This window comes from Alcaligenes sp. RM2 (assembly GCF_052931795.1).
Genome location: NZ_JBRFIO010000006.1, coordinates 94457 through 114318, shown reverse-complemented (window position 1 = coordinate 114318; position 19862 = coordinate 94457). Strand labels below are relative to the sequence as shown.

Below are 19862 nucleotides of genomic sequence, written 5' to 3'. Positions count from 1 at the left end.
GGCTATACGATGGTTTGACTCAGGCAACAGCGTGGGTGACGTATGACTTGAGTTTGGGGATGGCTGGCGACACACAGAATTGAGTACGTCTGATTGCATTGTCGTCCGCCGTAGCTCGCTCCTGACATTATTCATGAACAGTGACGACGGGTGATCTAAATGAAGGGAAGGCTTATCGAAAGCCTTCCTTTTTTAACCTTAAACCTCGCGTTTGGGCCTTGCCTCCAGCAACATCAATGCAAGCAAAACCACACTGCTCATTCCCAGCCCAAAGACCACCAGTGGCCATGCCGTATCCCCGCCCAGCAAGGTCACAGCTACGGTACCGAACACGCTAACAATAAGGCTTTCTACGCAAAAGTAGATCGCCACGGCGGAACCGGCTACATCATTGAACTGGGCCAAGGCGCCATTGGCGGTGACGGATACCGTCATCACAATGCCCATGGCGGCTAGCCACATGGGCAGGATAAAGCTGCTAAAGGAGGGTTCCAGCAGGAGTTGTCCTGCTGCCAGCAACAGGGCGGCTAGGGCGATCAAACCCATACCGCGTCTCAGGCTCCCGGCCGTTCCCCAGCGAGCCACAAAGGTTTTGGACAGGCGGGTGGTGGCAATCATCACCAGGGCAACACTGGCAAAGGCCAGGCTGAAATTCACTTCTGAATAGCCAGCTTGTCCGATCAAGACTCGGGGCGCGGTCGAGAAGTAAACAAAAAATGTCCCCATCCCGGTGGAGAAGCCCAGGGTATAGACCCAGAAGGCCGGACTCTTGAAGACGGCCAGTGCGCGCTGCTGGGAATGCAGCGGTTTGGCAGGTCGGGTCTCCTGCCATCTGCACAGCGCATGGATCCAGGCTATGAGCCCCATCGCTGCCAAACTCAGGAAGATGGCTTGCCATCCTCCCATGCGGGCAATCAGAGCACCTGCAATAGGCCCCAAGGCGGGTACGAATGCCAGGATGGAGCTGAACAGGCTATAGATCACTACCCCTTCGGGGCGGTCTGCATACACATCGCGCACTGTGGCAAACAGGGCCACAAGGGTGGCCGAAGCCCCCAGTGCCTGCAGCACCCGAAAACCAACAAAAGCCCAGGCGGAATTGGACAAGGCAGCGGCGGTTGAGGCCAACACAAACAGGGCGGCCCCTGTCAGCAAAACAGGTCGTCGGCCTATGCGATCCGACAGGGGGCCAAAGATCAGTTGCCCCGCACCCAATAGCAGCATGTAAAGGCTAAGGGTCAGCTGGATGATGGCTGGGGTCGTACCTAGAATTTCCGGCATGGTCGGGACGACGGGCAGGTAAATATCCATCCCCAGGGAGGCGAGGATGTCAAAGGGCGCCATCAGCAGCAGGGCAGCCGGCAGCGTATAAGCCCAGGAAGAGCGTGAGGAAGACATAACAAAATTACCACTCGAAAAAGAAATCGGGCGGCGTCTGTTTGTTATCAATCAGCGGGATTGGAAGTACAGAACGCCGCAACAAGACCAGAGCTTGTTGCGGCTTACTCAGTTGCTGACTTAGTGCTCGTCATGCAGACGGCTCCTCTCATAATCGTTTGTTGGTGTGTCGCGGATTGGATACTTTAAGGTGGCGGCTGGCCTGGCCTTGCTGCGACAACTGCTCATTATAGGGGGAGGTTCTTACAGCCTTGAAGCGTCAGCTTGTGGTGGTTGTTTTTATGCCCGACACCGTTTGGGCAAGATGCGACATCGCTGCTCTGGAGCCGCTGGTCTTGTTCTTCTTTACCCGGATGGCGGCGGCTTTCAGCAAACGCTGGAATGTCGGGCACTGCGTATGGTTGGCGGCGGGGCAGTGCGCGGCGTGGCGCAAACCTTCGCTCATGGCTTTCAGGCGCTTGATGGTGGCATCCAGTTGATCGGCCTTGGATAGCAGCAATTGCCTGTCCACCTGCGCAGAACCATCGGGAGGCAGCATGGCCCGTATTTCTTCCAGCGACAAACCGCCCGCTTGCCCCAAGGCAATCAAGGCCAGTTGATCCAGCACTTGGGGCGTAAAACGACGCCGTTCTCCGGGGGCGCTGACTGCACGGATCAGGCCTTCTTTCTCGTAGTAACGCACGGTGGAGGAGGGTAAGCCGGTTTGCTTGGCAACTTCTGAAATATCCATCTTGTACCTGTTGACTTGAAGTTGACTTCAACTTTTATGATTACTCAAAAACAAGGTGCTTATCAACGGGAAGGATTGCCAATGTTGTCGATCAATGAATGGGTGCATGTGATTCTGATCGGAGTCGGAGCCACTATTTTCATGGATATCTGGGGCCTGATTCAAAGGGCGATGGGCGTTGCCACGCTGAACTACGCCATGGTGGGGCGCTGGGCCGGGCATTTGCTGCGTGGCCAGATCGCACACAGCAGTATCAGCAAGGCTGAGCCGATTGCGGGAGAGTCTGCCTGGGGCTGGTTCATTCACTATGCTGTGGGCATTGTTTTCGCCTTTTTGCTGCTTGCGGTTTACGGCACTGAGTGGCTGCAAGATCCCCGCTGGTTGCCTGCCGTCATGGTGGGCATGGCTACGGTCGTGATGCCCTTTTTTGTCATGCAGCCCGCCATGGGAGCCGGAGTGGCGGCCTCGCGTACCCCCACGCCTTGGACTAACCGTTTGCGCAGCCTGCTGACACACGCGGTTTTTGGTTTGGGCATGTACCTTGCGGCCTTGCTGATCAAGCAGGTGGCTTAAGGAGATGTCATTTGTTGGGGCCTCTGTCATGGGTGGCCTGCTCTTTTTGTGCGCCAGCCAGTCCTAGGATGCCGCTTCCGAGCTGACCGGGGACTGAGCAGGAGGCACTAGCAGTATGTGTTTGGTCAGGCCTGGAAAACCGCCTCGCTCATGCAATCAATAAAGGCGCGCAGCTTGGGCGACAGGTTGCGGCTGGCAGGCCAGACAATCCACAGTGGCACGGTGTTATGGGTGCATTCATCCAGAATGGTTTGCAGCCGTCCGCTGCTTAAATGCTCGCCCACGATGAAATCTGGCAGGCAAGCGATGCCTTGCCCTTGCAAGCTCAGATGCACCCGCATTTCCACGCTATTGCAAACCAGTGTGCGGGGCAGCTCGGGTACGTCCTGAGTTTCGGAAATTGGCCATTGTTCCAGCCGCCCGGTATTGGGGAAGCGGTAGTGCAGGCAGGCATGGTGTTGCAGATCTTTGGCGTGCAAGGGGCGACCATGCTCTTGTAGATATTCGGGGGAGGCAGCCAGGACGCGACGGAACGTGCACAGACGGCGGCGCATCAGGCCTGAATCACTCAAGGCGCTGGCACGGATGGCAGCATCAAAACCTTCGCCAATCACATCGACCAGACGGTCAGAAAAGTCCAGATCCAGTTCTACAGCCGGATAACGCTGCATGAAGTGGCTGATGGCCTGCTGAAACAGGCCGCTGTAGCGCGGCAAGCTGATTCGCAAGGTGCCACGCGGCATTTCACTGGCTTGGGACATTTCCAGTTCTGCTGCTTCGATTTCACTCAATATGCGTCTGCAGCGCTCCAGAAAAACCTTGCCGTCGGCAGTCAGGGCCAGAGTGCGGGTGCTGCGGTGAAACAGACGCACTTTCAGCCGTTCTTCCAGACGGGCGATGGACTTGCCTACTGTGGAGGGCGACAGGCCGGATTCGCGGGCCACGGCCGAAAAGCTCAGGCGTTCCGCCACGCGTACGAACAGGCCGATATTGCTCAGGTTTTCCATCATGGTGTCAACTCTATTTAAGAATTTATTTCCTAAGTATTAATAACTGTAGTGTATTTTTCTTTGATGGGGTGACGCTTAAGCTCCTGAAATCGACCCCGATCATGCGGGTATTTCACGCCGTGTCCATTTCTGTTGGGCACGCACGCTTTAGCAGTCAATGAGAACCATGCTTTCCTCTTCTTCCTCGCCGGCCATGCGTCGGCTGCAATTATTGTCAGCCTGTTTAACGGCTTTATTGATCCCCTTGTGCTTCACCGGCCCGGCAGTGGTGCTGTCGGCCATCAGTGCGGAATTGGGTGGCAGCGCCGCGCAACTGAGCTGGATCATGAACGCGTACATCCTGAGTTACGGCGGTGCCATGATGGTGTCAGGCAGCCTGACGGACATTTACGGCCAGCGCCGCATCTGGCTGATTGGCATGCTGTGGTTTTGCGCCTTTACCATTGCCATTCCTTTCATGCCCTCCGTGTTCTGGATTGATATTTTGCGTATGATGCAGGGCCTGGGCGGTGCCGCCGCTTTTGCCGCTGCCATGTCCTCCCTGGCTCCCTTGTTTGAAGGACGTGCACGGGCGCGGGCGTTCAGCTTGTTAGGCACGTCTTTCGGGCTGGGGCTGTCTTTTGGTCCCTGGTTTTTCGGCTGGATTGTGGAGGCGCTGCAATGGCAAGGCGTGTTCTACGCGACCGGGGCTATTGGCGTGGTCGGTTTGTTGCTGGTTCTGATCAGTACCAAGCCCAGTCAGGGCGGCTCGCAGGGTACATTGGACTGGCCGGGTGCCATCAGCTTTACGCTGGCTTTGGGCCTGTTTACTTATGGCATGTTGCTGATCCCGGAACGGGGCTGGTCCGATAGCTGGGTGCTGTCCACCCTGCTGGCCTCTGTTGTCGCCTTTGTGGGCTTTGTCTGCATAGAGCGCCGCGTTGCGCAGCCCATGATTGATTTGAGTTTCTTTCGTGACCCCGGCTTTGTGGGTGTGCAGGCTTTGGCTGCAGCCCCTGCATTCCTGTTCATCGTGCTGATTGTGTTGTTGCCCGGTCGCTTTATGGGTATTGATGGTTACGGTGCATTGCAGGCCGGGCAGATGATGGTTTGGCTGGCTGCGCCCTTGTTGATCGTGCCTTTTGTGGCGGCCTTGCTGACTCGCTGGCTATCGGCAGGCACCTTGTCCAGCCTGGGTTTGCTTCTGGTGGCCGTGGGTTTGTGGACTCTGGCTGAAGGCTTTGAGGCAGGTGGCGGTCCAGCACTGCATCTGCCTTTATTGCTGATCGGCGTGGGTATCGGTTTGCCCTGGGGCTTGATGGACGGGATGGCGGTCAGTGTGGTCAGCCCGGATCGGGTTGGAATGGCGACGGGTATCTTCAATACGGTGCGAATCTCTGCGGATGGTGTGGCCATTGCCGTGGTCAGCGCGCTGCTGGCTACCTTGATTCAGCAGCACCTGAGTGTGGGCAGCACTACGTTTACACAAGCAGCGGTTTTGGAAGCGGCCAGTCGGGCGGCTTTGGGTGAATTGCAGTTGGCCGCGCAACAGCTGCCTGGTTTGGAAGCGCAATTGACTGCCAGTTATGCCGCTTCATTTTTGACGGTGCTGCATGCGCTGGCAGGCCTGGCGGCCTTGATTGCCGGTCTGCTCTTTGTCTTGTTGCGACAGCCCAAGCACGCTTTGCAAACGGCCTAGAAGACACCGCGTGCGCTGCACGCGATGCCCAAGGTGAACGGGCCCCAAACGCCTGGGACAGGTATCCAGGTTTTGGGGGCCGTTCTACACCCACAGCGGCGGCGTGGGTGTGGGTTACGACGGGTGTTCAGGCCTGTTGTTTGGGCAAGGACAACCATTCTTCAGCAGTAATGCGGCTGATGTGCTCAGTCCGGTAGTCCTGCAGGAACTGGTTGTACTTGTTTTCTTCGGTGTGATGATGGCGAAAGCCACACTTGGTTTGCGCAATCTGCGATTGGGCATTGTTGGCAAAGTAGCCGCACCACAGTGCTTTCAGCTTCAGCGTTTCAAAAGCGTGTCGCATCACTTCGCGCATGGCCTCGGGGATCAAGCCCTGGCCCCAGTAGGGCACGCCAATCCAATAGGCAATTTCGCCTTCTTCTTCGCCGATCTCGAAGTTGCTGTTCTTGCCGATCAGGATGCCGATGCAACCGACAGCTCGGCCATTAACTTTGTGCTCGACGGCATACACTTCGGGCATATTGAAAACTGTGCGGATAATTTCGGCACTTTCCTCAACGCTGGTATGCACCGGCCAACCTGCAATCGGGCCAACTCGCTCGTCTTTGGCGTATTCGTACAAGTCCTTGGCATCGGTGTCCTGCCAGGGGCGTAAAATAAGTCTTTCTGTTTGAAGTGTCATTTTCTTTACTCACCATTCAGCAGAAAACAGAATAGAAGCTGGCTGGTTTGGCGAACAGAGCAGGACCTTGGTAGTTTCGGTACTTTTAGCAAGTCCTGTCGGTTGCCGGGCCATGAAGGGCAGAGGAACACCATGCATCAGATTCCACAACTATTCAGCGCCAAAGATAGCTGGCTGACAGGCCAGACCACGCTGGCCGAAGGCGTGGGAATGCCTTTGTCTTTCGGTCATGCCTATATGACCTTGATGATCTGCCTGTCGGGTCGTGCTTTGGTGAGCTTGAACTTCAAGGATCAGGTCGTACGGGCCCATGATGTGCTGGTGCTGGCCGAAGATACGATTACCTTGCTGAGACGGCGCTCACGCGGTTTCAAGGTGTTTTTTCTGTTGATGCCCAAGAACCTGGCGTCAGAAGTGGCTTATCAGCTGCCTAATTCCTTGTTCGTGTTCCTGCACGACAATCCGCGGTGTGTGCCTCCGCAGAGAGATCGAGCTTTACTGGCGGCCTGGTTGCTGCAACTGCACGAGATTGTGCAGACCAGCACGCTGCATCAGCACATCATGCTGCGTAATCAGCTGCAGAATTTCTTTCTACATATTGCCCAGCAGATTCCGTCCGAGTATCAGGGCGGCCAGCCGTTCAGCCGTCAGGAAATGATCAGCTGGCGGTTTTGGGAACTGGTTGGCCAGCAATGCCGGCAGCACAGAGAGGTGAAGTTTTATGCCGATGCGCTCAACATCACCCCGTTTTATCTGTCCCAGCTGAGCAAACAGTTTTTTAACGACAGCCCCAAGGCCTTGATCGACAGGCAAGTGGTTCTGGAGATCAAGGCGCTGCTTTCCTACAGCCAGCTGGCGATCGGGCAGATTGCTGATCAGCTGAATTTTGAGGATCCCTCTTATCTGTGCCGGTACTTCAAGCGCCATACAGGCTTGTCGTTGACCCGCTATCGCCAGCATGAGCAGGCTCGTTCCGGTGTGCTTGGCAAGTGATCAGCTCAAGGGTTAGTCATGCCAGGTCAATGCGACAAGAAAATGGCGATGGTGTATGACTCAGGAGGCCAGAAGCCTGTGCGCCTGATCGATGCGTTTGGGAGTCAAACTCTAGGCAGAGCAGATTTACGGCTCACATCTTGCCAGTGAATTTGTAGCGATCCCCTGGATGCCACAGCCTGGCGTGAGTTGTGAACTGCTCGCTGGAAAAAGTGCGGCGGTCCATCACCAGACAGGGTTGCTGCTCTTTCATGTGCAGGGCCTGCGCGATTCCGGCGGGCGGCACCAGCACTTCAATGCTGTAAAAGCCGGTTGGCAAGGGGGCAACGCGCACCAAGTACTCATTAGGCGTGATCTGGCTCCAGTCCTGCTCCATGTAATCCGGCGCCATTTGCGCGTCCACCAGACGATCTTCGTACTGGATAGGCAAGCCGTTTTCGGCATGAACAATAATGGAATGAAACAGCGCTGCGCCCGGTGCAATGCCATATAGCCGCGCTTGAGCCGGGCTGGCCTGCAGCCGCTCCATGCTCAGCACTTGGCAACTGTGTTGGTGGCCGCGCTCCCGTATGTCTTGCGCGATGCTGCGTATCTCGATCAGGGTGGACTGGAATTTGGGCTGCGCGACGTAGGTGCCCGAGCCTTTGATGCGGACCAGCAGCTCATCATTCGTCAACTCCCGCAGCGCGCGGTTGACCGTCATGCGCGACACGCCAAATTGTTCGCATAAAGCCAGTTCAGTGGGGATCAGATCACCTTCACGCCATTGGCCAGACTGGATTTTCTCCAGCACAAAATTCTTGATTTGCAGGTAGGCGGGCATGCTTGGTTCAGTTGACGAATGACTCGTCTGGGGGACATCCATTTTTATGCTTTCCTGTAGGACGTGTTCACACTCAAAAGAGTTTCGCGCAGGCCAGATCTGAGGTCGTGCACCAGGCCGCGAGTGATGCCTTCCCATGCTCGCATTCACGGGCTTATGCAAGGCTCTCTTTTATATGTATAGACAACTTGGAAAAATGACTATACATTGGCATGAGCTTACAAGAAAACCGTTGTTTTGTCGGCGCCAGGACCTGCCCTTCGGGTGTGGAAACAGCCTGCCAGATAGAACCAGCGCGTATCCAGAGACACCTCAGATGGAGGACATCACCATGCCTGATCATCACACTTTGGCGGCCAGCCACGATCCCCGTTTCGATCCTGCGCGGCAGATTCATGCCCCTACGGGTAGCCAGCTCAGCTGCAAGAACTGGGTGGCGGAAGCCGCGTACCGCATGATTCAGAACAATCTGGACCCGGCTGTGGCCGAGAACCCCCAGCATCTGGTGGTGTACGGCGGCATCGGGCGTGCAGCCCGGAACTGGGAGTGCTATGACCAGATTCTGGCCAGCCTGCGCCAGTTGGAGGATGACCAGACCTTGCTGATTCAGTCCGGCAAGCCGGTGGGTGTCTTCCGTACTCATAGCGATGCGCCGCGTGTGCTGCTGGCCAACTCGAATCTGGTGCCCAAATGGGCTACCTGGGAGAAGTTTCACGAGCTGGATCAGGCCGGTTTGTTCATGTATGGGCAGATGACGGCGGGTAGCTGGATCTACATTGGTAGCCAGGGCATTGTGCAAGGCACGTACGAGACTTTTGCTGAAGCAGGTCGTCAGCATTTTTGTGGTTCGCTGGCCGGGCGCTGGATTCTGACTGCTGGTCTGGGTGGTATGGGTGGCGCACAGCCTTTGGCGGCGACTTTTGCCGGGGCGGTATCGCTGACGATTGAATGCAAGCAAAGCAGTATCGACTTCCGTCTGCAGACCCGTTATCTGGATAAACAGGCGCGGGATCTGGATCATGCGCTGGAGTTGATTGCCCAACACACGGCCGCCAAGGAAGCGGTGTCGATTGGCTTGCTGGGTAATGCTGCCGATGTACTGCCTGAACTGGTGCGACGTGCCCAAGCGGGTGGTTTGAAACCTGATCTGGTGACTGACCAGACCTCTGCCCACGATCTGCTCAATGGCTATTTGCCGTCAGGCTGGACGGTGGAACAGTGGCAGGCGGCGCAGAAAGATCCGGCCCAACACGTCCGCATTCAACAAGCGGCTGCCAAGTCTTGCACAGTTCATGTACAAGCCATGCTGGATTTCCAGAAAATGGGTATTCCGGTTGTGGACTACGGCAATAACATTCGCCAAGTTGCGTTTGATGAAGGCGTGGCCAATGCCTTCGATTTCCCTGGCTTTGTGCCTGCCTACATTCGCCCCTTGTTTTGCGAGGGCAAAGGCCCGTTCCGTTGGGTGGCCTTGTCAGGCGACCCGGAGGACATCTACAAAACCGATCAAAAAATCAAAGAGCTGTTCCCTGACAATCAGCACGTGCATCGCTGGCTGGACATGGCGCAGGAACGCATTGCTTTCCAGGGCTTACCTTCACGAATTTGCTGGCTGGGACTGGGCGAGCGTCACCGCGCTGGTCTGGCCTTTAACGAAATGGTGCGTAAGGGCGAGCTGAAAGCGCCCATTGTGATTGGCCGCGACCACTTGGATACAGGCTCGGTGGCCAGCCCCAACCGCGAAACTGAAAGCATGCGTGATGGCACGGATGCCGTGTCGGACTGGCCTTTGTTGAATGCCTTGTTGAATACCGCCGGCGGGGCCAGCTGGGTTTCGCTGCACCACGGGGGCGGGGTGGGCATGGGCTACAGCCAGCATGCTGGCATGGTGATTGTGGCTGACGGTAGTGAGCAGGCTGCGGCCCGTCTGGAGCGGGTCTTGATTAACGATTGCGCCAGTGGTGTGATGCGTCATGCGGATGCCGGCTACGAGCTGGCGATTCAAACGGCCAAGAATTTCGGGCTGACATTGCCCATGATCAAGTAAGAAAAACAGGACAGATAAATGAGCAAGAGTATCGAGCTTTCTCCCGGCGCACTGACTTTGGCACAACTGCGCCAAATCTGGCAGGAACCGACTGTTCTGACTCTGCCACCAGAGGCGATCGGGGCCATGGATGCGTCCTCGGCCATTGTGGCCAAGATCATCCGGGAAGGTAATCCGGCTTATGGCATCAATACCGGCTTTGGCAAGCTGGCCCAGCAACGCATTCCCGACCATGATCTGGAGCAACTGCAAAAGAACCTGATTCTGTCGCACTCCGTGGGGGTGGGCGAGCCGGTGTCCGATGCAGTGGCCCGCTTGATCATGGCCATGAAAATTGCCAGCTTGGCGCGCGGCTTTTCGGGCATACGTTCGCATGTGGTTACGACCTTGCTGGATATTCTGAATGCGGGCGTGGTGCCTTTCATCCCGTCCAAGGGTTCGGTGGGGGCATCGGGTGATCTGGCGCCCTTGTCGCACATGACCTTGACGCTGATCGGGGAAGGGCAGGCCAAGTGGCAGGGCGAATGGATGCCAGCCCAGCAGGCTTTGGCCAAGGCGGGTATCACTCCCATTGTGCTGGCTGCCAAGGAAGGGCTGGCGCTGATCAATGGTACGCAAGTATCTACGGCCCTGGCCCTGAACGGCCTGTTCCGCACCCAGACCTTGTTCCGCAATGCGATTCTGGCCGGTGCCTTGAGCGTGGACGCCGCCAAAGGCAGTGATGCGCCTTTTGATGCGCGCATCCATGAGGTCCGTGGACAGCCGGGGCAAATTTATGCGGCTCGCCTGTACCGGGAGCTGCTGGCTGGCAGCCAGATTCGTCAGTCGCATCGCGACAATGACAACAAGGTGCAGGACCCCTACAGCTTGCGCTGTCAGCCCCAGGTCATGGGTGCGATTCAGGATCTGATCACACAGAACGAACGCAGCCTGTTGACGGAAGCCAATGCTGTCACGGATAACCCGCTGGTGTTTCCCGGCAAGAATGGCGAGCCGGATCAGGTGATTTCCGGAGGTAATTTCCACGCCGAGCCGGTGGCGTTTGCTGCCGATGGCTTGGCTCTGGCTATTGCTGAAATTGGTGCCTTGGCAGAGCGTCGAGTCGCTTTGTTGATTGATGCCAGCATCTCTGGTTTGCCACCGTTCCTGGTGCCTTCTGCGGGTTTGAATTCGGGCTTCATGATTGCCCATGTGACCGCAGCGGCCCTGGCTTCGGAAAACAAGTCGCTGGCACATCCTGCCAGTGTGGATAGTCTGCCTACTTCGGCTAATCAGGAAGACCACGTCAGCATGGCAACCTTTGCAGCGCGCCGTCTGGAAGACATGGCACAGAACACGGCCGCGATTGTGGCAATTGAATTGCTGTGCGCGTCACAAGGCATTGATTTTCATGCGCCCTTGCTGACTTCCGAGCGCTTGAAAAAGGTGCAAGACGCGATTCGCCAGACCGTGCCTTTTTACGATCAGGACCGTTACTTGGCTCCCGATATCGAGGCCTTGAAAGCCTTGGTGCTGGATGAGAGCCTGGCGGCGACGGCGGCTGATCTTTTCTAGTTTTCATGAAGTACTGCTGATTGTTTTTGTCTCCACGAACTTGTCCCTGGCATGGGTCCCCACGCCAGGGATTTTTTTGCTTCACGGCGACCCAGCATTGCATTTCTCTGGACTACGCCCTGCTGACATAAGTCCACGGTGAACACGACGGCTGCTGCGTCCCCTACGTAGGCAGGCACGGTATCTGTTATCGAGCGACGGCCTGTATTGCCAACTGAGGCGTGCCAATCAAGATGGATATAAAGCTCACAAGTCATATGGCTGTGGCGATGTGCATGCGCTATGTTCACAAGGAGGATAAGCCCGCGTGGGATGGGCGAGCGGATGGCGAATTGGCTGCTCCACGACGAGAGATTGATAAGTGTGCCCGATACGGGTATAGTTTGGAGGTCGATATGACGCGCGTTCTCAAGCGCAAAGACTTTGCGCGATGGCAGGCGGCCGAGAAGCTGCCTGATATTGCCTTGTGCAAGGCAGTTCAGGAGATGGAAAGCGGTCTGATCGATGTGGACTTGGGTGGCGCCTTATACAAGAAGCGGGTAGCTCGCCCTGGTGGTGGCAAAAGCGGCGGCTATCGCAGCTTGCTTTCGGCCAGAATAGGTAGCCGTTATGTGTTCCTGCATGGGTTCTCCAAGAGCGACAAGGGGAACATCACGCCGGATGAGAAGAAAGCGCTGCAATTTGTAGGGAAGGTGTTCCTGGGCTTGTCGCCTGAAGCCTTGTTGAATGCATTGCAGGCTGACGTGTTATTGGAGGTGCATTGTGAGCAAGATCATCGAATCGCTACGCGGCGACCTGGAGGCGCTCCAGGAGGCAGGAGCGATCGGCAAGGTGACGATGCGCGAGTTTGACGCAATTTGCCCACCGCCAGTTCGGGAGTTCGATGCGGCCGACATCAAACGGCTGCGGGAAGGCTTGAAGTTCAGCCAGCCGGTATTTGCGCTTTATTTGCATACTACGGCATCGACCATACGCAAGTGGGAGCAAGGTGAAACCCATCCCACTGGCCCGGCACTCAAGCTGCTGAATATCATTGCCGACAAGGGCTTACAGGCCATCATCTGATTTTTTTGTAGCTAAGCCTTGTTCAGTAGACTGCTCAATGTTTTTTTATAAGCCGCAAATGCCGCCTCTTCCTGAGGATGATGGCCCTCTGTCACACAGGCCTTACCACTGACGAATACATCACGAATCGGGTTGGCGTGGGCGCGTTCGGAAAAGACCAGAGCCGACAGCCAATGCTGCTTATCCAGCCCCGCCAGACTGGGGTGCTCCAGGTCAATCACCATTAAATCTGCCTGATGACCGGGGCTTAATTGCCCGCTGGCTCGCCCGGACGCCTGTGCGCCACCACGTGCGCAGGTGCCAAACAAGTAGTCCGCGACGAAAGGTTGTTGGGACGAAGTCAGCACATTGCGTTGCTGGCTGATCAATCGTTGACCATATTCCAGCAAGCGCAGTTCGGCGCGCCAGTCTACGCAGATGTGGCTGTCTGAACCTATGCCCATTCGTCCTTGCTCCGCCAGAAAGGCGGCGGCAGGGAACAGGCCATCACCCAGATTCGCCTCGGTGCTTGGACACAAACCTGCTACGGCACCGCTGCGGGCAATTTGCTTGCGCTCCTGCTCGTCAATATGAGTGGCGTGGACCAGGCACCAGCGTTCGTCCACATTGAAGTTGTCATAGAGATAGGCCACCGGACTGCTGCCTTTGATGTCCCGGCAGGCCAGTACTTCGGCCATCTGTTCGGCAATGTGAATGTGAATCGGGTGGCGTGAGGGCAGGCTGTGCAGGCCGTCGATTAAGGTACTGATAGAACCAACGTTGGCAGCGCGCAGGGAGTGGGGTGCAACTCCGTAACGCCGGTCAGCACTCAAGGGGTGGCTGTTGTGCAGAGACTCCAGCAGGTACAGCAACTGCGTAGGGCTATTCAGAAAGCGCTGTTGATCCTGACGCGGCGCCTTGCTGCCGAAATCGCTGTACTGGTACAGCACGGGCAGCATGGTAATGGCCAGACCGCTGGCGCTGGCCGCCTCCATGACGCCTTGGGCCAGCAGGCCTATGGGTGCGTAATTCTGGCCGTCGCGCTGGTGATGCAGGTAATGGAACTCGCACACGCTGGTGTAGCCCGCTTTCAGCATCTGTATATAGAGCCATTGGGCAATGGCCTGCATGTGCTCGGGCTCCAGACGGGCAGCGAAGCGGTACATCAGGTCGCGCCAGCTCCAGAAGCTGTCCTGGCCTTGCCCCCGGAATTCAGTCAGCCCGGCCATGGCACTTTGAAAAGCATGTGAATGCAGATTGGGCATGCCCGGCAGTACGGCACCTTGCGCTGTGTGGACGAAGCCCGCCGCGTCTATAGCCTGCTGACTGGCTTCGGGCAGAACGTCTGTCAGTGTGCCGTCCTGGTCCCAGCGCAGCAGTACATTCGCTTGCCACTGGCCGTCCAGATAGGCCCAAGGGGCCCAGAGCGCTTCATGTTTTCGGGGGATGCTCATGGCGATTCCTTACGCAGGTCACGGCTGATTGTGCCTTGGTATACGACCAGGGCGCAGCGTGGCAGGCCCAGCCAGTAGGCCAGTTCGGGCAGGGAGTCTATGTCCCAGGCGACAAAGTCGGCGCGGGATCCGATGCTGAGTTCACCACTGATGTCAGGGGCACCCAAGGCCTGAGCAGCATGGCGGGTGACTCCTGCCAGGGCTTCGGGGACAGTCAGCCTGAAAAGCGTGCTGCCCATGTTCAGCATCAGTAATAGGGATGCACAGGGGGACGTGCCGGGGTTGCTGTCAGTGGATAGGGCCATCGGCACGCCGTGTTTGCGCAGCAGTTCAATCGGGGGTAACTGGGTTTCGCGCAGAAAGTAGTAGGCTCCGGGCAGCAGCACGGCCACGGTTCCTGCTTTTTTCATGGCGATGACGCCTGCTTCATCCAGGTATTCCAGATGGTCGGTGGACAGGGCCTGGTAGCGGGTCGCCATTTCCGTGCCGCCCAGATTGGAGAGCTGCTCGGCGTGCATCTTGACGGGCAGGCCCAGTGCTTGGGCCGCTTTCAAAACACGTTCGGACTGCTTCAGGTCGAAGGCAATACGCTCGCAAAAGACGTCAACCGCGTCGATCAGTCCTTCTTGTGCCAGAGTGGGCAGCATTTGATCGCAGACCAAATCCAGATAGGCATCGGTTTGCCCGGCAAATTCAGGGGGCAGGGCATGGGCACCTAAAAAGGTGGTGCGCACCGTGACCGGGCGCAGCTCGCCCAGACGGCGGGCGATACGCAGCATTTTGCGCTCGCTCTCCAGATTCAGACCGTAGCCGGATTTGATTTCAATCGCGGTGACGCCTTCGTCCAGCAAGGCATCCAGTCGGCGCAGGGCTTGGGCCAGCAGTTGGTCCTCGCTCAGGGAGCGCGTCGCTTTGACGGAGGACACAATGCCGCCACCCTGACGGGCGATTTCTTCATAGGAGGCCCCTGCCAGCCGCAAGGCAAATTCCTGGGCGCGGTTGTCGCCGTAGACCAGATGGGTGTGGCAGTCGATCAGCCCGGGGGTGACCCAGCGGTTTCCCAGCTTGTGTTCTTGAGTGGCGTCTTGCCACTGCGCAGGCAGGTCATGACGTGGGCCCATCCAGGCGATACGGTCCGCCTGTACAACCAGGCAGGCATCTTCGATGACGTACTCGGGGTCGGCTGTGGGGGCCAGGCGTAAATCGGTCCAAAGTGTGTAGCTCATCATTTCATTCCGTGGGAGCGATATAGGCGTAGACCAGCGGGGCATCAGCAGGGTCGGCCTGCAGTTGCAGGGACAAGGGGGCGGGTGTGCTGCCTGTCAGGGCTTGCCCGGCGCCCAGGGTCCAGCTGTGTGTGTCGGCCCGGAGTTGGTAGCCGCCTTGCGGTGCGTACAGAAAATGCGTACCAGCGGCCAATTTCATGGAGTCGTTTCGTCCTTGCCATGCGTGCAAGCTGCCTTGGGCTCGGCCCCGACGCAGCATCAGGTTCAAGTCCTGTGTCGGACCGAGTGGTAACAAACAGGCCATCTTGTCCTCGCCAGCGAAGGCGTAGGGCTGGAATGGATGCAGCACATGGATATCTTGCTCGTGAATCAGCTGCATGTTGTCGCCCTCGATCAACATGATGTCTCGGTCTATGCCGGGAAAGCGGGAAAAATCGCCGGATGTCTGGACCTGGGCCAGGCTGATGCGCCAGTCAAAGTGCTCATAGCCGGAATGTTCGGGATGGCAAAGCACCTCGCGCGTGGTGCCGCCACCGTTTTTCCAGGGCTGCGCGGGCAGGCTGCTGATGTTTAGCAAGCGAAGCAAAGTGGCAGGGTGGGGCTGGCTCATGGTGGCATGGCTCCGGACGGATTTTTAATTGTATATACAATAGCTGAGTATAGACAAAGCGCGACGATCGTCTGGAGGGGCAGGCTGTTTTTTCAGGGTAAATCCCGAGCACAAACCCTTGAGCTACTTGCGCTGCAAGCCGCTTGGTGGCAAGGTATACGCTAATAAACCCGAGTCATAATTCATTCAAAGGTGCAGGATGCCTGGTTTTTTCGGCATCCTGCGTTATTTATTGCAAGCTGGAAAGTTTGCATATGAAGTATTTAATCGTTCTTCTTCAGGACTTCCCCGAATCATGGATACCCTCTCGCAGTCTTTTACCTTTTCCCAACGTGCCCAGAAACTGAGTGGCTCCGCAATTCGTGAAATTCTCAAGGTCACTGCGCGTCCCGAGATTATTTCCTTTGCGGGCGGTCTGCCCACTCCAGTCGGCTTTCCTGTCGAGGAAATGCAAAGCGCGTTCAACAAGGTACTGAGCGAGCAGGGCCGTGTGGCACTGCAATACACCACGACGGAAGGCTATCTGCCCCTGCGCCAATGGCTGGCAGAGCAAATGAGCGCCGAAGGCGCCCCTGTGGACGCCGACGAAATCCTGCTGGTGAACGGTTCGCAGCAAGCCCTGGACATGCTGGGCAAGCTGTTCATTGATGAAGGCAGCAAGGTGCTGGTGGAGTCGCCTACTTATCTGGGCGCTTTGCAGGCCCTGTCTGTGTACAACCCTTCTTTCGTGGCTATTCCTACCGATGGCCAGGGCATGATCCCCGAGTACGTGTCGGCTCCTGAAGCCATGGGCGCCCGTTTGCTGTACGCATTGCCCAACTTCCAGAACCCCACCGGCCTGCGCCTGCCTCTGGAGCGTCGTCAGGACCTGGTGGAGCGATGTGCGGCTGCGCATATCCCGATCGTCGAGGACGATCCCTACGGTGAACTGCGTTACGCCGGCGAGCGTCTGCCCAGCCTGCTGTCCTTGGGCCGCAAAGCCGGTGCTACCGTGATACGCCTGGGTACCTTCTCCAAAGTGCTGGCTCCTGGTTTGCGTCTGGGCTATATCGTGGCTCCCGCCAAGATCATCGACAAACTGGTGCAGATCAAGCAGGCCACGGACTTGCACACCTCCACACTGACGCAAATGGCTGTTTACGAAGCCGTACATAACGGTTTCCTGGAAAAGCACCTGCCCAAAGTGCGCGATATTTACCAGAAGCAGTGTGCCATCATGCTGGACGCCATGGACAAGAACTTCCCGACGACGGCCCAATGGACCCGTCCCGAAGGCGGCATGTTCATTTGGGTGACCTTGCCCGAGCACGTGGATGCGACGGCCCTGCTGCAAAAGGCCATTGAGAACCTGGTGGCCTTTGTTCCGGGCGAACCTTTCTACGCCGGCAAGGACGTCAAACGCAACACCCTGCGCCTGAGCTTTGCCACCGTGCCCGAGGAAAAAATTCGCGAAGGCATCGCCATCTTGGGTAAACTCATCAAGGAAGCCTGATCGCCGTTTGGCAGGCAAGGGACGCAGACTGATGGGTCTGCGTCTTTTCATGCGCTGGCCCGGCCAGCGCTGTGGTTTTCAGCGCCGGCCATTGCGTTTTGCTTGCTCCCAGAGCATGAACAGATTCCTGGAATCCACCGCATACCCTCTGCCAGAGGGTATGCCTGTTTTCAGTCTATGGCTTGAGGCCTGGATTTAGGTTTTACCTCTATGACATCTCCATCCGCTTCGGAATCTTCCCCGCGTCCTGATCTGTCCGATATGCGCCCCAACAATGACTGGGTGGCTCGCTATTTGCCAGCATCCTGGGGGCCGTATGCCCGTTTGTGTAGGCTGGATCGGCCTGTGGGCACCTGGCTGACCCTCTTGCCCGCTCTGGCCGCTCTGGTGCAGGCAGCGGACGGTATTCCTACCCTGTGGCGTTTGGTGATCTTTTCTCTGGGCGCCTTGTTGATGCGCGGTATTGGCTGCTGCTTTAACGATATGGCGGACCGTAACTTCGACCATCAGGTTGAACGTACCCGTTTCCGGCCCTTGACCAGCGGCCAGATCACCATGCGTCAGGCGGTGATCTTCGTGCTGGCGCAGATGGCCGTGTGTGCCTTGCTGCTGCTGGCTATCAATGAGTACAGCCGTTGGCTGGCACTGGCCCTGTTCCCGATCGTGATGATTTACCCCCTGTGCAAGCGCTTTACCTACTGGCCGCAAGTGGTTCTGGGTATCTGCTTTAACTGGGGCATGTTGATGGCCTGGTCCGATACGCAGAACATGGTGCCTTTTGGCGCCATCCTGATGTGGGTGGGCGCGATTTTGTGGCAGGTGGGCTACGACTCCATCTATGCCTATATCGACATGGCTGACGATACCAAGCTGGGCCTGCACTCCACGGCTCTGCGTTTCCGCGAGGCAGGCAAAACCTGGATCAGCGGTTTTTACATCGCCGCCATGGCCTGCTGGCTGGTGGGCGGTTTTCTGCTGAACGAGCGGATTTTGTATTACATGGTGATGGCCGTCATCGGCATTCATCTGCTGTGGCAGATGCGGCAGTTTGACGTGCGCTATCCCGAACGAGGCCTGCGCCTTTTCCGTGCCAACATCTGGGTTGGTGTGTTGCTGGTGGTGGCCGCTTTGGCTGGCACGATCAGCCTGGCTTGATCCGTGTTCAAGCAATTTACGTAAAGCTTTAAAGGTTTGAAGAATGGCCTCTCCTCTTGAGTATGTCGCAACGGCGCTATTTGCCATTGCCATCGTCCACACCTTCTCGGTTCCGGTATTTGCCCGCCTGGCCAATAAAGGCGGCAGCCACTCAGGGCTGTGGCACATGTTGTCCGAGGTCGAGGCCGTGTTTGGCGTCTGGGCCTGTGTGCTGGTGGCCTATATGGCCGTTTTTGTGGATTTGCAGTCCGCTATCGAGTATCTGGAAACCCGCAACTTCACCGAACCCATGTTCGTGTTCGCGATCATGGTAGTTGCCGCCAGCCGCCCGATTCTGGAACTGGTGAACAAGACGGTGGCGGTGCTGGCGCGTGCTGTGCCCGTGTCTGACAAGATCTCCACCTACTTCATCACTATGTCGGTAGTGCCTCTGGCCGGTTCCCTGATTACCGAGCCCGCTGCCATGACGTTGGCGGCGCTGCTGTTGCACAAAGCCTATTTCCGTCATCAAGGCCATGCCGGTTTCAAGTATTTGACCGTGGGCGTGCTGTTTGTGAACGTCTCTATTGGTGGCGTGCTGACTGCCTATGCAGCCCCTCCGGTCTTGATGGTGGCCAGTACCTTTGGCTGGGACACCGCCTTTATGGCGACGCATTTTGGTTGGCGTGCTGTGATGGCCGTCCTGATCAATGCCACCCTGGTCACCCTGGTTTGCCGTAAAGCCTTGATGGAAATGGGGCAGGGTATGCCTGAAGCAAAACAAGCGCAGCGCCCGGTGCCCATTACCGTCATGGCCATTCACGTGGCTTTCCTGGTGGCGATTGTGCTGGGCGCGCATCACCCCATTGTGTTCATGGCTCTGCTGATGCTGTTTATTGGCTATGCCCACTCCTACAAGCATTACCAGAACCCCTTGCTGGTGCGTGAAGGCCTGATGGTCGGTTTCTTCCTGGCCGGTCTGGTGGTCCTGGGCGGTCTGCAGAAGTGGTGGCTGCAGGATCTGCTGGGCGGCTTGTCGCCCACCGTGCTGTTCTGGGGGGCGACGGCCTTGACGGCAGTAACGGATAACGCGGCACTGACCTATCTGGGCTCTCTGGTGGAAGGCACCTCGGATATCTGGCGCTATATGCTGGTGGCCGGTGCGGTTACGGGCGGTGGTCTGACCGTGATTGCCAACGCGCCCAACCCCGCCGGCTTCTCCATTCTGAAAGGCAGCTTCCCGGATGGTGCGATCTCGCCTCTGCGTTTGCTGCTCAGTGCCATGGTGCCAACCTTGGTCGCAGCCTGCCTGTTTTTGATCTGAACCGGATGGCCGCCAGGGGCGGCCTGTCTGGCCGGGGCGAAGTTCAGTGCGATTGAACGCCAAAAGGGCTAAAATCACGGCAGAAGCGCC

17 protein-coding genes and 1 pseudogene are annotated in these 19862 nt (G+C 57.3%); 10 read left to right on the top strand and 8 right to left on the bottom strand.

Going from position 1 to position 19862, the window contains the following annotated elements; genetic code table 11:
- Window positions 1-198: 198 nt before the first annotated feature.
- Both cml and ACU6HM_RS17135 read right to left on the bottom strand, forming a co-directional pair.
- Window positions 199-1398, bottom strand: a complete 1200-nt coding sequence (gene cml / locus ACU6HM_RS17140; protein ID WP_250756297.1) for a CmlA/FloR family chloramphenicol efflux MFS transporter — start codon at window positions 1396-1398, stop codon at window positions 199-201.
- 259 nt (window positions 1399-1657) lie between these two features.
- Window positions 1658-2128, bottom strand: coding sequence for a helix-turn-helix domain-containing protein (locus ACU6HM_RS17135; protein WP_446764118.1), 471 nt, complete (start codon window positions 2126-2128; stop codon window positions 1658-1660).
- An 81-nt stretch (window positions 2129-2209) separates the two neighbouring features.
- Between ACU6HM_RS17135 and ACU6HM_RS17130 the strand changes: the two genes are divergently transcribed.
- Window positions 2210-2701, top strand: coding sequence for a DUF2938 domain-containing protein (locus tag ACU6HM_RS17130; RefSeq protein WP_251196704.1), 492 nt, complete (start codon window positions 2210-2212; stop codon window positions 2699-2701).
- Between the two features lie 125 nt (window positions 2702-2826).
- Here the strand turns inward: ACU6HM_RS17130 and ACU6HM_RS17125 are convergent, their stop codons facing one another.
- Window positions 2827-3708 carry a LysR family transcriptional regulator gene (locus tag ACU6HM_RS17125; protein ID WP_446764135.1) on the bottom strand — a complete coding sequence of 294 codons (882 nt, stop codon included), beginning with the start codon at window positions 3706-3708 and terminating at the stop codon, window positions 2827-2829.
- 169 nt (window positions 3709-3877) lie between these two features.
- On the opposite strand from ACU6HM_RS17125, the gene ACU6HM_RS17120 reads away from it, so the two are divergent.
- Window positions 3878-5389 carry an MFS transporter gene (locus ACU6HM_RS17120; RefSeq protein WP_446764117.1) on the top strand — a complete coding sequence of 504 codons (1512 nt, stop codon included), beginning with the start codon at window positions 3878-3880 and terminating at the stop codon, window positions 5387-5389.
- A gap of 127 nt (window positions 5390-5516) precedes the next feature.
- Here the strand turns inward: ACU6HM_RS17120 and ACU6HM_RS17115 are convergent, their stop codons facing one another.
- Window positions 5517-6071 (bottom strand): GNAT family N-acetyltransferase, encoded by a 555-nt coding sequence (locus tag ACU6HM_RS17115; RefSeq protein WP_324576758.1) that lies wholly within the window; start codon window positions 6069-6071, stop codon window positions 5517-5519.
- Window positions 6072-6203: 132 nt separating this feature from the next.
- Between ACU6HM_RS17115 and ACU6HM_RS17110 the strand changes: the two genes are divergently transcribed.
- Window positions 6204-7064, top strand: coding sequence for an AraC family transcriptional regulator (locus ACU6HM_RS17110; protein ID WP_250756294.1), 861 nt, complete (start codon window positions 6204-6206; stop codon window positions 7062-7064).
- Between the two features lie 133 nt (window positions 7065-7197).
- On the opposite strand, the gene hutC is transcribed toward ACU6HM_RS17110, so the two are convergent.
- Entirely contained in the window at window positions 7198-7887 is a 690-nt protein-coding gene (hutC, locus tag ACU6HM_RS17105) for a histidine utilization repressor (RefSeq protein WP_230940569.1), read from the bottom strand.
- 316 nt (window positions 7888-8203) lie between these two features.
- On the opposite strand from hutC, the gene hutU reads away from it, so the two are divergent.
- From hutU to ACU6HM_RS17085, 4 genes and pseudogenes are all read left to right on the top strand, one after another.
- Complete coding sequence (gene hutU, locus ACU6HM_RS17100; protein WP_446764116.1) at window positions 8204-9934, top strand: urocanate hydratase; 1731 nt, start codon at window positions 8204-8206, stop codon at window positions 9932-9934.
- An 18-nt stretch (window positions 9935-9952) separates the two neighbouring features.
- Window positions 9953-11488, top strand: coding sequence for a histidine ammonia-lyase (hutH, locus tag ACU6HM_RS17095; RefSeq protein ID WP_446764115.1), 1536 nt, complete (start codon window positions 9953-9955; stop codon window positions 11486-11488).
- Window positions 11489-11883: 395 nt separating this feature from the next.
- Window positions 11884-12264 (top strand): annotated as a pseudogene (locus ACU6HM_RS17090) (type II toxin-antitoxin system RelE/ParE family toxin); the annotation flags it as partial.
- On the top strand, window positions 12251-12553 hold the full coding sequence (locus ACU6HM_RS17085; protein WP_257112665.1) for a helix-turn-helix domain-containing protein: 303 nt from the start codon (window positions 12251-12253) through the stop codon (window positions 12551-12553). The pseudogene ACU6HM_RS17090 and the gene ACU6HM_RS17085, both read left to right, overlap by 14 nt.
- Before the next feature lie 11 nt (window positions 12554-12564).
- Here ACU6HM_RS17085 and ACU6HM_RS17080 read toward each other — a convergent pair whose 3' ends face one another.
- From ACU6HM_RS17080 to ACU6HM_RS17070, 3 genes are read right to left on the bottom strand one after another with little or no spacing between them, the layout of a single operon-like run.
- Window positions 12565-13986: a formimidoylglutamate deiminase gene (locus ACU6HM_RS17080; RefSeq protein WP_250756292.1), complete on the bottom strand. Its 1422-nt coding sequence runs from the start codon at window positions 13984-13986 to the stop codon at window positions 12565-12567.
- On the bottom strand, window positions 13983-15212 hold the full coding sequence (gene hutI, locus ACU6HM_RS17075) for an imidazolonepropionase (protein WP_009457440.1): 1230 nt from the start codon (window positions 15210-15212) through the stop codon (window positions 13983-13985). The genes ACU6HM_RS17080 and hutI overlap by 4 nt, the downstream gene beginning before the upstream one ends.
- Before the next feature lie 4 nt (window positions 15213-15216).
- Window positions 15217-15822 (bottom strand): HutD/Ves family protein, encoded by a 606-nt coding sequence (locus ACU6HM_RS17070; RefSeq protein ID WP_446764114.1) that lies wholly within the window; start codon window positions 15820-15822, stop codon window positions 15217-15219.
- A gap of 295 nt (window positions 15823-16117) precedes the next feature.
- Here ACU6HM_RS17070 and ACU6HM_RS17065 point away from each other — a divergent pair, with 295 nt between their 5' ends.
- The 3 genes from ACU6HM_RS17065 (at window position 16118) to ACU6HM_RS17055 (ending at window position 19772) form a co-directional block, all read left to right on the top strand.
- Window positions 16118-17314 carry an aminotransferase-like domain-containing protein gene (locus ACU6HM_RS17065; protein ID WP_009457443.1) on the top strand — a complete coding sequence of 399 codons (1197 nt, stop codon included), beginning with the start codon at window positions 16118-16120 and terminating at the stop codon, window positions 17312-17314.
- 210 nt (window positions 17315-17524) lie between these two features.
- Window positions 17525-18469, top strand: a complete 945-nt coding sequence (ubiA, locus tag ACU6HM_RS17060; protein WP_009457445.1) for a 4-hydroxybenzoate octaprenyltransferase — start codon at window positions 17525-17527, stop codon at window positions 18467-18469.
- A gap of 43 nt (window positions 18470-18512) precedes the next feature.
- Window positions 18513-19772: a putative Na+/H+ antiporter gene (locus ACU6HM_RS17055; protein WP_446764113.1), complete on the top strand. Its 1260-nt coding sequence runs from the start codon at window positions 18513-18515 to the stop codon at window positions 19770-19772.
- The last annotated feature ends 90 nt before the right edge of the window (window positions 19773-19862 follow it).

Bases quoted from the DNA above. Each gene is read 5' to 3' on its own strand.
- ACU6HM_RS17125 (WP_446764135.1), bottom strand. From the start codon at position 3,708: ATGGAAAACCTGAGCAATATCGGCCTGTTCGTACGCGTGGCGGAACGC.
- ACU6HM_RS17120 (WP_446764117.1), top strand. From the start codon at position 3,878: ATGCTTTCCTCTTCTTCCTCGCCGGCCATGCGTCGGCTGCAATTATTG.
- ubiA (WP_009457445.1), top strand. From the start codon at position 17,525: ATGACATCTCCATCCGCTTCGGAATCTTCCCCGCGTCCTGATCTGTCC.
- ACU6HM_RS17130 (WP_251196704.1), top strand. From the start codon at position 2,210: ATGTTGTCGATCAATGAATGGGTGCATGTGATTCTGATCGGAGTCGGA.
- hutI (WP_009457440.1), bottom strand. From the start codon at position 15,212: ATGAGCTACACACTTTGGACCGATTTACGCCTGGCCCCCACAGCCGAC.
- ACU6HM_RS17080 (WP_250756292.1), bottom strand. From the start codon at position 13,986: ATGAGCATCCCCCGAAAACATGAAGCGCTCTGGGCCCCTTGGGCCTAT.
- cml (WP_250756297.1), bottom strand. From the start codon at position 1,398: ATGTCTTCCTCACGCTCTTCCTGGGCTTATACGCTGCCGGCTGCCCTG.
- ACU6HM_RS17135 (WP_446764118.1), bottom strand. From the start codon at position 2,128: ATGGATATTTCAGAAGTTGCCAAGCAAACCGGCTTACCCTCCTCCACC.
- ACU6HM_RS17110 (WP_250756294.1), top strand. From the start codon at position 6,204: ATGCATCAGATTCCACAACTATTCAGCGCCAAAGATAGCTGGCTGACA.
- ACU6HM_RS17065 (WP_009457443.1), top strand. From the start codon at position 16,118: ATGGATACCCTCTCGCAGTCTTTTACCTTTTCCCAACGTGCCCAGAAA.
- hutU (WP_446764116.1), top strand. From the start codon at position 8,204: ATGGAGGACATCACCATGCCTGATCATCACACTTTGGCGGCCAGCCAC.
- ACU6HM_RS17055 (WP_446764113.1), top strand. From the start codon at position 18,513: ATGGCCTCTCCTCTTGAGTATGTCGCAACGGCGCTATTTGCCATTGCC.
- ACU6HM_RS17070 (WP_446764114.1), bottom strand. From the start codon at position 15,822: ATGAGCCAGCCCCACCCTGCCACTTTGCTTCGCTTGCTAAACATCAGC.
- hutH (WP_446764115.1), top strand. From the start codon at position 9,953: ATGAGCAAGAGTATCGAGCTTTCTCCCGGCGCACTGACTTTGGCACAA.
- ACU6HM_RS17115 (WP_324576758.1), bottom strand. From the start codon at position 6,071: ATGACACTTCAAACAGAAAGACTTATTTTACGCCCCTGGCAGGACACC.
- hutC (WP_230940569.1), bottom strand. From the start codon at position 7,887: ATGCCCGCCTACCTGCAAATCAAGAATTTTGTGCTGGAGAAAATCCAG.